General features: G+C 45.5%; 13 protein-coding genes and 1 other annotated feature. Of the genes, 1 reads left to right on the forward strand and 12 read right to left on the reverse strand.

Annotated elements, in window-relative coordinates; all coding sequences use genetic code 11:
• Positions 1–110: 110 nt before the first annotated feature.
• From NL647_RS20200 to NL647_RS20255, 12 genes are all read right to left on the reverse strand, one after another.
• Positions 111–683, reverse strand: a complete 573-nt coding sequence (locus tag NL647_RS20200; RefSeq protein WP_152163155.1) for a septation protein A — start codon at positions 681–683, stop codon at positions 111–113.
• A 393-nt stretch (positions 684–1,076) separates the two neighbouring features.
• Positions 1,077–1,319: a hypothetical protein gene (locus tag NL647_RS20205; protein WP_009698417.1), complete on the reverse strand. Its 243-nt coding sequence runs from the start codon at positions 1,317–1,319 to the stop codon at positions 1,077–1,079.
• Positions 1,320–1,413: 94 nt separating this feature from the next.
• Positions 1,414–3,963: a hybrid sensor histidine kinase/response regulator gene (locus tag NL647_RS20210; protein ID WP_009698416.1), complete on the reverse strand. Its 2,550-nt coding sequence runs from the start codon at positions 3,961–3,963 to the stop codon at positions 1,414–1,416.
• On the reverse strand, positions 3,956–5,155 hold the full coding sequence (locus tag NL647_RS20215; protein WP_049536664.1) for an acyl-homoserine-lactone synthase: 1,200 nt from the start codon (positions 5,153–5,155) through the stop codon (positions 3,956–3,958). The genes NL647_RS20210 and NL647_RS20215 overlap by 8 nt, the downstream gene beginning before the upstream one ends.
• A gap of 162 nt (positions 5,156–5,317) precedes the next feature.
• Entirely contained in the window at positions 5,318–6,577 is a 1,260-nt protein-coding gene (locus tag NL647_RS20220; RefSeq protein ID WP_005445037.1) for a dicarboxylate/amino acid:cation symporter, read from the reverse strand.
• Between the two features lie 337 nt (positions 6,578–6,914).
• Positions 6,915–7,721 carry a tryptophan synthase subunit alpha gene (trpA, locus tag NL647_RS20225; RefSeq protein ID WP_009698413.1) on the reverse strand — a complete coding sequence of 269 codons (807 nt, stop codon included), beginning with the start codon at positions 7,719–7,721 and terminating at the stop codon, positions 6,915–6,917.
• Positions 7,721–8,911 carry a tryptophan synthase subunit beta gene (gene trpB, locus NL647_RS20230; protein ID WP_005445041.1) on the reverse strand — a complete coding sequence of 397 codons (1,191 nt, stop codon included), beginning with the start codon at positions 8,909–8,911 and terminating at the stop codon, positions 7,721–7,723. The genes trpA and trpB overlap by 1 nt, the downstream gene beginning before the upstream one ends.
• Before the next feature lie 64 nt (positions 8,912–8,975).
• Positions 8,976–10,415: a bifunctional indole-3-glycerol-phosphate synthase TrpC/phosphoribosylanthranilate isomerase TrpF gene (trpCF, locus tag NL647_RS20235; protein WP_253650615.1), complete on the reverse strand. Its 1,440-nt coding sequence runs from the start codon at positions 10,413–10,415 to the stop codon at positions 8,976–8,978.
• A 13-nt stretch (positions 10,416–10,428) separates the two neighbouring features.
• Positions 10,429–11,439, reverse strand: coding sequence for an anthranilate phosphoribosyltransferase (gene trpD / locus NL647_RS20240; RefSeq protein WP_005445045.1), 1,011 nt, complete (start codon positions 11,437–11,439; stop codon positions 10,429–10,431).
• Between the two features lie 38 nt (positions 11,440–11,477).
• Complete coding sequence (locus NL647_RS20245; RefSeq protein WP_029790941.1) at positions 11,478–12,086, reverse strand: aminodeoxychorismate/anthranilate synthase component II; 609 nt, start codon at positions 12,084–12,086, stop codon at positions 11,478–11,480.
• Between the two features lie 16 nt (positions 12,087–12,102).
• Positions 12,103–13,668 carry an anthranilate synthase component 1 gene (locus tag NL647_RS20250; RefSeq protein ID WP_253650616.1) on the reverse strand — a complete coding sequence of 522 codons (1,566 nt, stop codon included), beginning with the start codon at positions 13,666–13,668 and terminating at the stop codon, positions 12,103–12,105.
• Between the two features lie 126 nt (positions 13,669–13,794).
• Positions 13,795–13,898 (reverse strand) — a sequence feature (Trp leader region).
• Positions 13,845–13,970 (reverse strand): hypothetical protein, encoded by a 126-nt coding sequence (locus NL647_RS20255; protein ID WP_005445052.1) that lies wholly within the window; start codon positions 13,968–13,970, stop codon positions 13,845–13,847. (Overlaps the previous feature by 54 nt.)
• Positions 13,971–14,065: 95 nt before the next feature.
• Between NL647_RS20255 and NL647_RS20260 the strand changes: the two genes are divergently transcribed.
• Complete coding sequence (locus NL647_RS20260) at positions 14,066–14,923, forward strand: PHP domain-containing protein (RefSeq protein WP_017189446.1); 858 nt, start codon at positions 14,066–14,068, stop codon at positions 14,921–14,923.
• Positions 14,924–14,942 lie beyond the last annotated feature (19 nt).

The raw sequence follows: 14,942 nt of genomic DNA on the forward strand, positions 1-14,942 counted from the left end.
GATGACATCCTAATATTTCTAATATGCAAAAAATGGAGCAAACAACAAAACAGCGACCCTTGGGTCGCTGCGAATAATCAATGTGCGCGGATTATAGCAAAACTGAGTTTTTAATCATCAACCGATACATCGGATGAGTTTTCTTTCTGCTCTTTGTCGTCTTTTGGTAGATGTTTGTAGATATAAAAGCCTGTTGCAATCATATAAACCACTGTCGCAATCAATAAGCCAAACACCTTAAAGTTAACCCATACATCAAGCGGTAAGGTATACGCGATGTAGAGATTGAATACGGCGAAGAAGGAGAAAAAGCCAACCCAAGCCCAGTTTATTTTGTTCCAGACGGCGTCAGGTAGCGTTAATTCTTTGCCTAACATGCCTTTTATAGCGGATTTCCCCATGGCGTGACTTACCGTTAAGCCAGCGGCAAACATGACGTAAACGATGGTTACTTTCCATTTAATAAAGTTGTCGTCATGCAGGAAGATGGTCATACCACCGAAGACCGCCACCATAATGAAGGTGACCAGTTGCATCTTTTCCACTTTTTTGTACAAGGCAAATGTCACAACCAACTGGATTGCCGTTGCGACAATCAATGCGCCTGTCGCCACATAAATGTCGTACATCTTGTATAGGGCAAAAAAGATAATCAGAGGGATAAAATCAAGGATTTGCTTCATATGGCAAATACTACCTAGTTGTTGAGTTGAGGACAGTCTAGCGAAATCTGAGGCAAAGTGAACATCTATATACCCAAGTGACTTCAAGATGCAGGATTCAGAGCGTTGTCATTGATTCGAGAACAAGGAAAACAACGCAGTGTAATAGCCACCTCTTTCCAAGTTGTTTGACGCAGTAATCGGGTCAATGACACGCTCCCAAAGGGCGAGTTGTCTTGGCTTGTATACTTTGTTGCCGATTCTTGATTTAGGCCCACTAAACCTTTAAATCGCCGCCGCGTCTACAAACCAAGTCATTCTCGCTGAACCTAGCATCTCGAGGTTACTTGGGTATAGGTCGAAAGGAAAATAAAATTGCCGCTCAAGAAGCGGCAATTTGAGGTAACAAGTAGGTTAGGCGACCTCTTGATATCGAGTAATGAGCGTTTTCACGTCCTCTAGATAACCTTCGCGTAGTAGGTTGTCGACGGTCGCTTCAAGCTCGTCATGACTCATGGTGAAACATGTTGATTTGCCGGTCATTAAATTCAGGTACTGGTGATACTCTTCTTCGGTGTAATGTCCAACACGGTCAAGCAATAAGGTTTTGATGCCGTGGTGTATCAAGCCGTAATATGTGTGTCTATGAAGCATCATGTTCACTCCTTATCAAGCGACTCTTCCTTGTTGTTGAGGGCTTGAATCAATGGATAATTCGATTTGTACTTCAGTAATGCATATCAGGTGCCAACTATTCGCTCTGTGTTTCAAAAGTGTGCGAAGCCGCGTCCTTATCTAGCCACTCTTTGAGAACATGACGTAGAGCAGCCAAGGTGGTGGGCTTCTCTAACCGTCCATCCATGAGCTTACTAATCATCTCCAATTCACGTTCTCCGGACTCTCCAGATAAAGCGATGATAGGGGTATAAGCGGACATTGCTTTGATGTGCTTACTCGCTTCAAAGCCATTCATCACAGGCATCTGCACATCCATTAAAACCAAATCCACGGAGTGGTTTTTAAACATTTCAACGGCATTCTCACCGTTGTTGGCTTGCAGGCTATTCACGCCGAGTTGGTTTAAATACATCTTCACCAATGCACGTTGCACCTCTTTGTCATCAACAATGAGTACTGTTGGTGCATCTTTATCTATTGATACGTTGTCAACGACGTTTTGTTCAGTGCGTGGCTGGTTTTGTTTCCAGTCATTGAAATACGGAGTCCGCAGTGTTTCTGCTTTCGGTGCGTTGGGCACTACAGGGAAATACAGATGGAATTCGGTAAACTCACCGCGCTTCGATACACATTCAATTCGTCCACCAAACGATCGCATGACGCGTTGACAGTAGCCCAACCCTAAGCCACTGCCGCCACTCTTTTGATGTGAGAAAAAGTCATCAAAAATTTTATGAGAAATGGTTTCGTCTATGCCTGGACCTGTATCTCGAAAGATCAGTACGTTCTCGTAAGAACCGGTTTTGGTGCTGATCTCAATTTGACTGTCTGGATAAGAGTCAAAATAGTAAATTGCGTTGCGAATGAGATTGAAAATGACAAAGTTGAATAAGGTTTCATTAAGTTTTGCCACAAAGTCAGCGTGTTGCGGTAAGCGGATTCGTTCAATAATCTTCTCATTTTCAAAACCGTAGCGACTTACGGCTTGGTCTACAGCCTTATGGATAGAGGTCATGGCAATCGGCTCGTGCTCAGGTGAGCTATCACTGACCTCGCGCAAAATGATATCGATTAATTGGCGGCCGCGTTGGATCGCTGTTTGTCCATTCTCAATATCAACCAAGATCTGTTCGGTCGGTGCTTGAGATTCGATGTGCTGCTTTAAGGCTTCAAATTGCAACTGCACTTGGGCGAGTGGGTTGCGCATCTCGTGAGCAATCGAATTGGCAAGTGCTCGGCTTTGGCGAATACGGCGATCTGCTTCGATAGTGCTTTGTACTCGAGTAAGCAGCGTCTGCAAGGCGGAGATTTCCTCGTTAGAGAACATCTGATTGTTGATTTTATGCGGCGAGACCAATAGGTGCGTGACAGATTTACCCTGACCAAACAGCGGCATCACCAATGCTGTATTGTTCGAACTCATCTTATCGTAAAGCGCTTTCATTGAACGCTTAGCTGGAACTTTGTATTCAAGTTCTTCAGAAAGCTCATCAAAGACAAGCACTGAATTGTTTGATGAAAGGTAATCTTCGTAGAATGTTTCATTGTAGTTACTGGTGACCAGGCGCAGCTTGTCATTAGGAATCTGCAGCAGTGTTCCTAAGCGGCGCATTGCATCATCAATTGAGAGTTTAAAGTCCTCTTCTAGCGCCAATATTTGTTGGACAGGTGTCTTTTTGTCACCGTAAATCAGGAAAGAGGCGTAACGGCTTACGCGTTTGTATAGCAAGCCCCAAGTGATCCCGATTAAAGCGCAGATCGGCGTGGCAATTAACCATTGGTTATTGTCGGTCATCGGGATAAAGATAGCCCCCAATGGAAGCACGAAAATAGCACATACCAATAAGGCACTTAACGTCATGTACGCTAGGTACTTCACGCTGTAGAAGCGCGAGGTCAGCAGTGCATATCCGACAAAGAGCATCTCACTGATCGACAGCGCGGGTGGCAACCATGTCAGAGAGAAATCACCCAAGAAGTAGGTCATACCAAGATGAATGGTCGCGGTAGAGAGCATGAATACTAAAATGCCCGCGATCATGTAGTTGGTTTTTGCTAGCGTAAGTTTGCTGCTGTTTGCTCGCATGGCGACGAGGTTGACCAAAGTGAGCACAACGAAACTGACCAAACCAATAAAGAAATAGGACGTGTGTGAGCCAAATTCGATAACAAACTGGCTAGGACCTTCAATATCGACGTGTTCGACTGTCAAATCTGGACGCAAATTGATAAACAGTGAATACACCGTCAAGGTGACAAAGATACCTTGCTGCCACAAATGCACTTTGCCTTTGCGTTGCTCTGCCGCAAGCTGGCAAGAAAAATAGTAAGCAAAGGCGAAAGCAAAAAAGGATGCTAAGTTAGCAAACTTCGCCATAAAGATACCCGCCGAAGCACCAAGCTCAGGCAAGAGATTAGTATGGAAGTAAGCGTTACTGCTGATCCACGCAATGATACACACTGAATACGCAATGTAGGGCGCATGGTGTGTACCAAAGATCACTTCGTTCTTTTGTTTGAGTCGATAGCAGTAATAGCTTAACCAGATCATCACCACCGCCACTGTCGCAAGTAACGTGATGGCTTTGGTGTAAACGATTGCCTCTAAGCTGAGATCAAACATGTTCGTCCCTTTCGACCGATTTGCCTTTTCTTATCGCACTTACGGTGCGTTTGTAGTGGCGAAAATCGATGTTATTGAAGGCTTTGACCATCATTTCAAAATTCCAAAATCCACGGTAAGTCTGTTTACCGTCATTGTTTAGGTCGCAATATCCCGAATGGAAATACGCTTTCTCATCAATTGCTTTATAAAAGTTGAGCATGAAAGGTTGCTCAATGATTGTGAAGCCGACTTTGTAACCTGCTTGGTGCAAAACACTCATTAATTCTTTTTGAGCAAGATAGAGATAGTAGAGCTTTTGTTGAGCATTTCCACTTACCGTCAGCCGCAATACTTCGCATACCGATTTTTTATCAGACAATTGTAACTTGAATTCGTTATCAAATTCTTGGAGAGAGTAACACTTTGACAGTGTTGGCGATGTAAACAGCTGTAAGCGAGCTAGGGTCTCTTCTGCGTGCTCTGGTAAGCAATAATGCCACTTTGCATTGCTAAACTGCGGCGCATAACTTAGCCATGTATTGTGTATCTGCCAATTCTGAATCAAAGCTGAAGCAACGAGCGTTGGACACGATTCTTCATCAGGGTGCTTGAGTAAGATGAAGTGCTTACCGACTTGAGATAGAAAGAGTAAAGGCAACATTTCGTACCACTTTTCACCTTGTATAAAAAGCTCAAGATTACTCAATGTAATTGCATCACTGATTGACATTGCATGCGGATGGCTGGGGATTTGTACCGCAAGTTGCGCATCTTCTATTCGCTCAATCAATACGCCGTAGTACGCGCTGTCCTTAAATGGCAAGGAGGGCGAAGTAGGGGCAGACGTTGTGAATGGAGCTTTGGCTTTGATCGCGGCAATTTCGCACGCGCACCAAAACTCGAGCCAATGCATGTAACATTGACCGACGACTTTTTCTAGCAAAGCAATATCGGCTGAAAGTGTGCTTGGGTAACGTTGCACAAGATCTCGATAGTCCATCAATTCGAACAGCACAGAAAAGCTGTTGTCCTGATGTTCAGGGAAGATAGAGACTAATTGGTTTCTGCGATAATCAGTAATAGTCTGAAATAGAGCAGCGCGCTCATGCGGTTGATATGCGTTGATGACGAGTTCAAGCAATGCTTGCTGTTTTGTTTCGATAGGCAGACAGCTCGTCGACAGTGAGCCTAAAGACGACGTAAATTTCATGGTTCAACCTAGCCTAGGTTTATTGATTTTTTATGTTTATGGCTCCCTTATATCACTTGAGAAAAAATATGCCATTGGTTTCTATTTAAATGGTTACTTACTGCAATGTTAAGTACAAAAAAAGCCGCTCTTTTGAGCGGCTTGTTTAAAATACGTTCAGGCTTATGCTTCTTGCTTTTGAAGCTCAACTTGTGCCGCTTCTTCTTCAACTAAAGCATCTACGATAACTGCACATGCAGCGTCACCGGTGATGTTTAGTGCGGTACGAATCATATCGAAGATACGGTCTAGAGCGAACAATAGTGGCAGACCTTCGATTGGAATACCTGCAGCAAGCAGTACTGCAACGACTAGGAATGACGGGCCTGGAACACCAGCTTGACCTACTGCACCTAACGTTGAAGTCACGATGATAGCGATGTACGCGCCCATGCCTAAGTCGATGTTGAACAGTTGCGCGAAGAAAATTGCAACCAGACCATAGTAAATTGCGTTACCGGACATGTTGATGGTTGCGCCAAGAGGAAGAACAAAGGATGCTGTTGAGTTTTTAACGCCCAGCTCTTTCTCACACGTATCCATTGTAACTGGTAGTGTCGCCATCGATGAAGCTGTAGACAGGGCAACCGCTTGTGGCTTCTTCATTGCAGATACGAACTTTTTCGCCGATGTCTTAGTGAAGATGTGCACCATTGCTGGGTACACAACGAAACCGAAGACAAGGATTGCTGCAACGTAAACAACGAAAAGCTTGAACACTACCATTAGAGCGCCAAACCCGAACGTACCCACAGCTTCAGCCATAAGACCGAATACACCAATAGGGGCAATAATCATGACCTTGTTGATCATCCAAACCATTGCGTCAACGATGCAGTTTACGCCATTGATGATTGGTTCACGGCGTGCTTTTTCTTGTTTTGAAATCGCAATACCGAAAAACATACAGAACACAAGGATCTGAAGGATGTTCGCTTCGTTTAGTGATTGGAAAACGTTCGTTGGAATCATACCAGTGATGGTAGCCCAGAAAGTAGGTAGTTCACCTTTTGAAGCGTACTCAGCAGAAAACATGCCTTCAACGCCAGAAACGTCGATACCCATGCCCGGTTGGAATACTTCACCCATAAACAGCGCTAGTGCAACAGCGAGCGCTGACGTTAGACCGAAGTAACCTAGGGTTACTAACCCCACTTTACCTGCAGATTGGCTGTTACCTAGACCAGCCGCACCTGAGATCAGCGCCACTGCAACCAAAGGGATCACAAGCATTTTGATCAGGTTGATAAAGATAGCACCAAGCGGCGCGAATACAGTCGCACTTTGACCCATGAAGGCACCAACGGCAGTACCCACGATCATTGCAATGACGACTTGCACGCCAATGTTGTTTAGCAAACTCTTTTGTTTTAACACTTCCATAACCTCTGTGCTAATAATATGTAAAATCCTAAAATTACCCACCAATCTAAAGTTGTTATTTGGATAATTATATCGCCTTGCTTTTTACACTTATCATTCACAATTAGCAATACAATTTCCGTACAAACTGACCAACTAACTGGGAATTTATTGATGAATGATAGTTTTTTAATCAGAGGCAAACGATTGCTATCGATCGTGGTGATATTTTTACTGGGTGATGTTTATAAAATAGATGATAAGGAAGAGGAGAATTTAGAGAATGGATGTTAAAAAAAAGATCGATTCCGAATGGTTAATAAGGAATCGATCTCATATTCCACAAATCAGTAATACGTTATTTTTGTGTTGCAGCTTTCATTGCTGATACAAACTCGCCAAGCTTGTTGAGCATGGTTTGCGGTTGCTCTACGTTTGCTTCAATGATCTTCACAACAGCCGAACCAGAGATAGCACCTGCAGCACCTGATTCTAGTGCTTCTTTTACTTGAGCTGGCTCTGAGATACCAAAACCGAGTAACGCTGGTGGCGCATTGAATTGGTTCAGCTTATCTAGCATATGACCAACTGGCATGTTTGCTTTGGTTTCTGCACCAGTAACGCCGGCACGAGAGAGTAGATAAGTATACCCACCGCCAAGCTCTGATACTTGCTTAAGTGTTTCGTCACTGGCTGTAGGTGGCGCGATAAAGATTGGGTGAATACCAAACTTCTCAGCGGCTGCGACAAACTCTGCACTTTCGTTGGTTGGTACGTCTGCAATCAGAACAGAATCGATGCCCGCTTTTGCACAACGCTCATAGAAGTTCTCGATACCACGTGAGTAAACAAGGTTTGCGTACATCAGAAGACCAATTGGTAGCTCGGGGTATTTCGCTCGGATCTTACCAATTTGCTCGAAGCAGATATCAGGCGTAGCACCAGATTCTAGAGCACGAATGTTCGCCCCTTGAATTGTCGGACCATCTGCCAGTGGATCAGAGAATGGGATACCCAGCTCTAAAGCATCTGCACCGGACTCCACGAGCGTTTCCATGATTTGGTAGGACTGTTCAGCGTTTGGATCGCAAACCGTTACGAACGGTACAAACGCGCCTTGGTTTTTCTCGTTTAGGCGCTCAAACATCTTTGCATAACGGCTCATTAGATCGCTCCTTTTTCTTCTAGGATGGCGTGCACAGTGAAGATATCTTTATCACCACGACCTGATAGGTTTACAACTAACAATTGCTCTTTTTCTGGGTTCTCTCGAGCCATACGCAGGGCGTGTGCCAGTGCATGAGAAGATTCGAGAGCAGGAATAATACCTTCATGACGCGCAATTTCTTGAAATGCTTCTAGTGCTTCATCATCGGTGACGTTGTCATATTCGGCACGACCAATAGCGTTAAGATGCGCATGCTGTGGACCTACAGATGGGAAGTCTAGACCCGCAGAAACAGAGTAAGACTCTTCTACCTGACCGTTTGGATCTTGCATCAAAGGTGCTTTCATACCAAAGAAGATACCCGTTTTACCGTGCTTAAGTGGTGCACCATGTTGGTCTGTATCGATGCCTTTACCCGCAGGTTCTACACCAATTAGGCGAACGCTTTCTTCTTCGATAAAGTCAGCAAACATACCAATCGCGTTTGAGCCGCCACCGACACACGCGATAACGGCGTCAGGAAGACGACCTTCACGTGCCAAAATCTGATTCTTCGTTTCTTCACCAATCATTCTCTGGAAATCACGAACGATCGTTGGGAATGGGTGAGGACCTGCAGCTGTACCTAGTAGGTAGTGTGCGTCTTCGTAAGTTGCAGACCAGTCGCGTAGTGCTTCGTTACATGCGTCTTTAAGTGTTGCTGAACCTGAGTGAACCGGAATTACTTCAGCACCCATGAGTTTCATACGGAATACGTTCGGGCTTTGACGTTCAACGTCTTTTGCACCCATGTAAACACGACATTTCAGACCAAGTAGCGCACACGCTAGTGCAGTTGCTACGCCGTGTTGACCTGCGCCGGTTTCTGCGATGATTTCGTTTTTACCCATGCGTTTCGCAAGCAGCGCTTGACCTAACACTTGGTTAGTTTTGTGTGCGCCACCATGAAGTAGATCTTCACGCTTGAGGTACAGTTTGGTTTTCGTACCTTTAGTTAGGTTACGAGTTAGAGTCAGAGCTGTTGGACGCCCCGCATACTCTTGAAGAAGCGTCATGAATTCACTGCGGAATTCTGGATCTTCTTGTGCGTCGATAAACGCTTGCTCTAGTTGCTCTAAGGCTGGAACTAGAATTTGCGGAACGTACTGACCGCCGTATTCGCCAAAGTAGGCATTCAGTTTTGCCATCGTGATATTCCTTCTCGTATTTTTTTCGCTACGAATAGCTTTAAATTTTTAGCTACAAACAGCTTTAGTAGTTGCGAATTGCATTGAATGCCGCGAGCAACTTCTGTGAATCTTTCTTACCTGGTGCACTTTCTACACCAGAATTTAAATCTAGTCCCAAGCAGCCCAAATTTGCTGCTTGTCTTGCATTCTCTGGCGACAACCCGCCAGCCAGCATAATTTGACTTGGGTCGCCGATCAGTGACCAATCAAACACGTGACCTGTTCCGCCTGTTTGAGTGCCAACTTGAGCATCCAAAAGATGGCGGTCTATGTTATCTACAAGCAGTTCTGGCTTGGCATCAGTAACGCCGTAAGCTTTCCAGATTTCAACACCTGATGGTAGCTCTGCTTTGAGTTGGTTGACGTAAGCTTGATCTTCTTGACCGTGCAGTTGGACTGCTTTTAACCCCAGAGAGGTCACCATTGAAGCAACAAAGTCGATGTCGTGGTTTTGGAATACACCTACATAATGAAGAGGTGCGCCACTCATCGTTAGACGAGCACTTTCCAGATCCACAGCACGCTTTGACTTTTCAACAAAAATTAGACCGCCAAACACTGAGCCAGCTTGGTATGCCTTTGCAGCATCATCAGGATGAGTTAAGCCACACACCTTGTTTTCACCCAACGTCACTTTACGAACCGCAAGCTCTAGGTTGTCTTCTGCCATCAGCGAGCTACCAATCAAGAACCCGTCTGTGTATTCCACTAAATCACGAACTTGTTGATGCGTATAAATGCCAGACTCTGAAATCACGGTTGCGTTTGGTGCTAATTCGCGAATTGTTGGTGCCAGTTCTTTAGTACGATTCAAATCAGTACTTAGGTCGCGCAAGTTACGATTATTGATTCCGATAACACGCGCTCCTAACTTAACCGCGCGATGAAGCTCTTCTTCGTTGCTAACTTCAGTCAGAATACCCATGTTTAAACTGTGTGCCGCTTCTTCTAGCGCTTTGTACTCTTCGTCATTCAGGACTGAAAGCATCAGCAATACGGCATCGGCGCTGTAATGACGCGCTAGGTAAACTTGGTAGGCATCTACCATAAAGTCTTTGCACAGAACGGGTTGTTTGACTTGACCACGCACTTGAGGAAGAAAGTCAAAGTTACCTTGGAAGTACTTTTCGTCTGTTAATACCGAAATTGCATCAGCATGGTTGTTATAAACCGATGCAATGTAATCCAAGTCGAAGTGATCACGAATCAAACCTTTAGAAGGAGATGCCTTCTTGCATTCGGTGATGAATGCCGTCTTTTCGCCACTCAGAGCGTCGTAGAAGCTGCGGTCCGATGGCAGCAAATCAGACTGAAATGTGCTTAGCGGTTGAGACAACTTACGGTCTGCTACCCATTGATATTTATCGCGGACAATTTTCGCCAGTACTTCTGCCATTTCTGCTTCTTTTTTAGAAACGTGCTCAGACAGGTTGTCAGCTTGCTGAGTGTTGAAGTCAGTCATCTTCTTCAATTCCTTAAGCGTGTGCGGCAAGTTGTTGTACCAATTGGTACGCCTTGCCTGAATTCATTGCCTCAATCGCTTGTTGCGTGTTGGCTTTTAAATCTTCGTCACCGAATAGACGCATTAGCAGAGCAACGTTCACTGCCACTGCACCCAATTGTGCGTCTGTACCTTTACCCGTCAGGATATTGGTAATGATCGCCTTGTTTTCTTCAGGATCGCCACCTTTGATTGCTTCTAACGGGTGCGCTTCTAGACCGAAGTCTGCTGGTGTTAGCGTGTACTCAGTGATCTTGCCGTCTTTGATTTCTGCAACCGTTGTTTCGCCATGAATCGCGACTTCGTCCAAACCACTTCCGTGTACCACTGCGGCGCGCTTCATACCCATTTGTAGCATGGTTTCCGCGATAGGACGAACCAGTTCTTCACTGTAAACACCCATCAATTCGATGTTTGGACGAGCTGGGTTAATCAGCGGACCAAGAATGTTAAAGATGGTGCGTGTTTTCATAGTTTGACGCACAGGCATCGCATGGCGCACACCACCGTGGTATTGAGGTGCAAATAGGAAAGCAACACCGATATCGTCGACCGCTTTGCGCGTATCTTCTGCGCTCATGGCTAGGTTGATACCAAATGAATCAAGAAGGTCAGAAGAACCCGATTTGCTTGAAACGCTGCGGTTGCCGTGTTTTGCTACTTTTAGACCACATGCTGCAGCAACAAATGCCGCGGTGGTTGAAATATTGATGGTGTTGTGACCGTCTCCACCAGTACCTACGATATCTGCGAAATCGTAATCTGGGCGAGGAAATGGGTTTGCGTTTGCCAGCAGTGCTTTTGCCGCACCCGCAATTTCATCCGGTGTTTCGCCTTTGATTTTTAGTGCAGTCAGTGCTGATGCCATCAAAATCGGATCGAGTTCACCACGGATGATGATGTCGAAAAGTTGTTGGCTCTCTTCCTGAGTCAGTGACTCTTGCTCGTACAACTTGGTAATAATAGGGTTGATGATTGCTTCCATATTTCCTCTCCTAAATTTCTTATGTGCCAAGCGCTTTTTTAAGCAGTGAGGGGATTCACTGAAGTTTGTGCTTCGAGTGCCCATTCAATGGCATTGGCCAACAGTGTCGCTCCGTAGGTCGTCATAATAGATTCCGGGTGGAACTGGAACCCGCAAACTTTATCTTCTTCATGTACAACAGACATGACCAAATCATCCACTTCTGCTGTGATGGTTAGGCTCTCAGGAACCTTGGTTGCAACTAACGAGTGGTAACGTGCAATTGCAAGTGGTGATGGTAGGTTTTGGTAAATCGCATGGTTTTGGTGCTCCATCATAGAGACCTTACCGTGAATGATTTCGCCTGCACCAGCAACGGTACCGCCGTAAGCTTCAACAATTGCTTGGTGACCAAGACAAATACCAATCATAGGAACTTTGCCTTTCAGCAATTGAATTAGCTCTGGCATTGAGCCTGCTTCAGACGGCGCACCAGGACCTGGCGATAGCAGTACCACAGGGTTCTCAAGCTCATTCACTGCTTGTTCAATGGTTTTTGCTGGAATGTTGTTTCGGTAAATCTTGACTGAGTGACCTAGCGAGCGGAACTGATCCACAAGGTTGTAGGTGAACGAGTCAAAGTTATCGATAAAAATGATATTAGCCATCTCTGAACCCTATTCCTTATTGTGACTTATGTGCTGCTTGAATAGCAGAAATTACCGCTTGGGCTTTCCCGCGTGTTTCGTCTGCTTCTGCTTGTGGATCAGAATCAAACACCACACCTGCGCCTGCTTGAACTTGAGCAATGCCGTTCTCAACATAAGCTGAGCGGATCACGATACAAGTATCTAATGTACCTTCGCCGGTAAGGTAACCTACTGCGCCTCCGTAGCTACCGCGGCGTGCGCCCTCTACATCACGAATCAACTGCATTGCACGAATCTTTGGTGCGCCAGTTAGTGTGCCCATGTTCATACAAGCTTGGTAAGCGTGCAGGGCGTCTAGATCGTTACGTAGTTGCCCAACGACACGAGATACCAAGTGCATTACGTGGCTGTAGCGGTCGACTTTGAGTAAGTCTGCGACGTGGCGAGTTCCAGCTTGAGCAATACGTGCGACGTCATTTCGTGCTAAGTCGACTAGCATCATGTGCTCAGCGTTTTCTTTCTTGTCAGTGCGCAATTCGAGTTCGATACGGCTATCCAAGTCAAAATCGATATCACCGTTTGGACGTTTGCCACGGCGGCGAGTCCCTGCGATTGGGTAGATTTCAATTTGGTTAGTGTCTGTTTCGTACTTGAGTGCACTCTCTGGTGATGCTCCGAATAGAGTGAACAGCTCGTCTTGCATGTAGAACATGTAAGGGCTTGGGTTGCTCTGTTTTAGCTCTTTATAAGCTGCCAATGGAGAAGGGCAAGGTAGGGTAAATCGGCGAGACGGTACGACTTGGAATACATCCCCTTTTACGACGAACTCTTTTAGGTCACGAACGATTTGGCAGAAGTCATCGTCAGACACGCTTGGTCTAACTGTCACATCAGCGATTTGCTCTGCACTCGGCAGTAGTTTTGGTGCTGCGCATTGTGCACTGATTTCTGAGATGCGAGTTTCTAGCGCTGTTTTTTCTGAATCATCAACAAATAAAGTTGCTTGCAGCTGACAAGATTCTGTTTGGTGGTCCACAACCAGCAGTGTTTCGGCGACGTAGAAAACATAATCTGGGCATTGGTTTGTGGCTTCTGCATTGCCCAGTGGTTCGAAGTTAGCGACCAAGTCGTAGGCAAACAAACCACCAAGGAAAATCGCGTGTTTGTCTTGGTTCGAGATATCGAAGCTGTGCTGAACCAAACGCAGCGCATCAAATGAAGAGGCTTCACGCAGTCGAGAGTCTTCATCTAGCGTGTCGCACGGGTGGGTGAAATCTAAAGTCAGTGTTTCGCCATCGAGCTCACTCTCGACACCACCACGGATGTTTTGGTTTAAGTGAGTTAGTAGGTTCTTACCGTTATTGGTCAACGCTTGCATTTTGACAGTGTGACCGTAACAAACGATGCGTACGGCTGAATCAACAATCAACAGCGACTTCAAATCTTGCTTTGAATCGATCTCAGCAGATTCCAGCAACAGACTGTCAGTTTTGTTCTCACATAATGTGTGGAACAAGCGAGTCGGGTCTTGAGTATAAGGGACGGAAGCCGTCAGTACTTCAAGCTGTCCAAGTTTCTTAATTTCAATGGCCTTGTTCACAAGACCTCCTTATAGCTGTTTTATATCTTCCTGCCGTACATAGTCGCATAAAGCAAACGTTCACCCAATCTAGTTTTGGTCATATCCGATGAATGTTTGAGCAGTTAACTGTGAGGTAGACGGCAAAACAAAAAGCCCGCTGAAGTAGCGGGCTTTGTGACATTTCATTCGTTAAACTAGAAGTACACGTTCGCCCACCAAGAACTTGTCCAAGTGCGCCACCAAGCTAGATCAACAGAATTCATCTTATTAAGACGATCTGCAACTTTCGCTTCCTGGTTTTGGTTAAATTCTTGTAACATGGTGAGCCTTAAATTAGGTACTTCGTATTTGTGTACTAGTTAACTAGTGCAGAGATAAAAAGTCAACCCCAAAACAGCATTAAAACGACAAAAAAATGAGAATTGATTTACACAGCCACACCACTGCATCAGATGGTCGCTTTGCACCACATGATCTAGTAGACAGGGCATTGAGTTTTGATATCGAGGTTTTGGCGATCACGGATCATGATACGGTTGACGGCTTAGCTCCGGCCAAGCAATACGTTGAAGAAAATAATCTTCCGATAAAAATCATCAACGGTATCGAGATTTCCACGGTTTGGCAGAATAAAGATATTCATATTGTTGGGTTAAACATTGACCCGGACAGCCCAGCGTTGGTTGAGTTAATCGAGCAACAAAAAAAGCATCGCGTTACACGTGCAGAGCTTATTGCGGAACGTTTACAGAAGGCGACCCGTGAAGGTGTGCTGGAAGAAGTGCAGCAAATAGCTGGTAATGCGCCTATTACCCGTGCGCACTTTGCTAAGTGGTTGGTCGACAACGGTTACGCCAAGACCATGCAGATGGTGTTTAAGAAGTTTCTGACGCGCACCAATCCGGGTTATGTCCCACCAAACTGGTGTTCAATGAAAGATGCGGTAGATGCTATTCATGCCGCGGGTGGTCAAGCGGTACTCGCGCATCCGGGGCGTTACCAACTGACGGCAAAGTGGGTAAAACGCTTATTAGCCGCGTTTGTTGATGCTGGTGGAGACGCTATGGAAGTGGCGCAACCCCAACAAGCGCAACAAGAAAGACGCAACTTGGCGGATTATGCTATACAATACAAACTATTAGCGTCTCAAGGCAGTGATTTTCACTATCCATCACCGTGGATGGAGTTGGGAAGAAACCTTTGGTTACCTTCGGGCGTAGAGCCAGTTTGGAAAGATTGGGGAATTGACCCTTCTCTAGAAAGCGCTGAATAAGACGGAGTCTAGACTCCAT

The organism is Vibrio sp. Y29_XK_CS5 (genome assembly GCF_024181835.1).
GTDB lineage: Bacteria > Pseudomonadota > Gammaproteobacteria > Enterobacterales > Vibrionaceae > Vibrio > Vibrio harveyi.

What these genes read in the sequence shown, in the direction of transcription:
- NL647_RS20200 (WP_152163155.1), bottom strand. Translation starts at nt 683, where the DNA reads ATGAAGCAAATCCTTGATTTTATCCCTCTGATTATCTTTTTTGCCCTA.
- NL647_RS20205 (WP_009698417.1), bottom strand. Translation starts at nt 1,319, where the DNA reads ATGATGCTTCATAGACACACATATTACGGCTTGATACACCACGGCATC.
- NL647_RS20210 (WP_009698416.1), bottom strand. Translation starts at nt 3,963, where the DNA reads ATGTTTGATCTCAGCTTAGAGGCAATCGTTTACACCAAAGCCATCACG.
- NL647_RS20215 (WP_049536664.1), bottom strand. Translation starts at nt 5,155, where the DNA reads ATGAAATTTACGTCGTCTTTAGGCTCACTGTCGACGAGCTGTCTGCCT.
- NL647_RS20220 (WP_005445037.1), bottom strand. Translation starts at nt 6,577, where the DNA reads ATGGAAGTGTTAAAACAAAAGAGTTTGCTAAACAACATTGGCGTGCAA.
- trpA (WP_009698413.1), bottom strand. Translation starts at nt 7,721, where the DNA reads ATGAGCCGTTATGCAAAGATGTTTGAGCGCCTAAACGAGAAAAACCAA.
- trpB (WP_005445041.1), bottom strand. Translation starts at nt 8,911, where the DNA reads ATGGCAAAACTGAATGCCTACTTTGGCGAATACGGCGGTCAGTACGTT.
- trpCF (WP_253650615.1), bottom strand. Translation starts at nt 10,415, where the DNA reads ATGACTGACTTCAACACTCAGCAAGCTGACAACCTGTCTGAGCACGTT.
- trpD (WP_005445045.1), bottom strand. Translation starts at nt 11,439, where the DNA reads ATGGAAGCAATCATCAACCCTATTATTACCAAGTTGTACGAGCAAGAG.
- NL647_RS20245 (WP_029790941.1), bottom strand. Translation starts at nt 12,086, where the DNA reads ATGGCTAATATCATTTTTATCGATAACTTTGACTCGTTCACCTACAAC.
- NL647_RS20255 (WP_005445052.1), bottom strand. Translation starts at nt 13,970, where the DNA reads ATGTTACAAGAATTTAACCAAAACCAGGAAGCGAAAGTTGCAGATCGT.
- NL647_RS20260 (WP_017189446.1), top strand. Translation starts at nt 14,066, where the DNA reads ATGAGAATTGATTTACACAGCCACACCACTGCATCAGATGGTCGCTTT.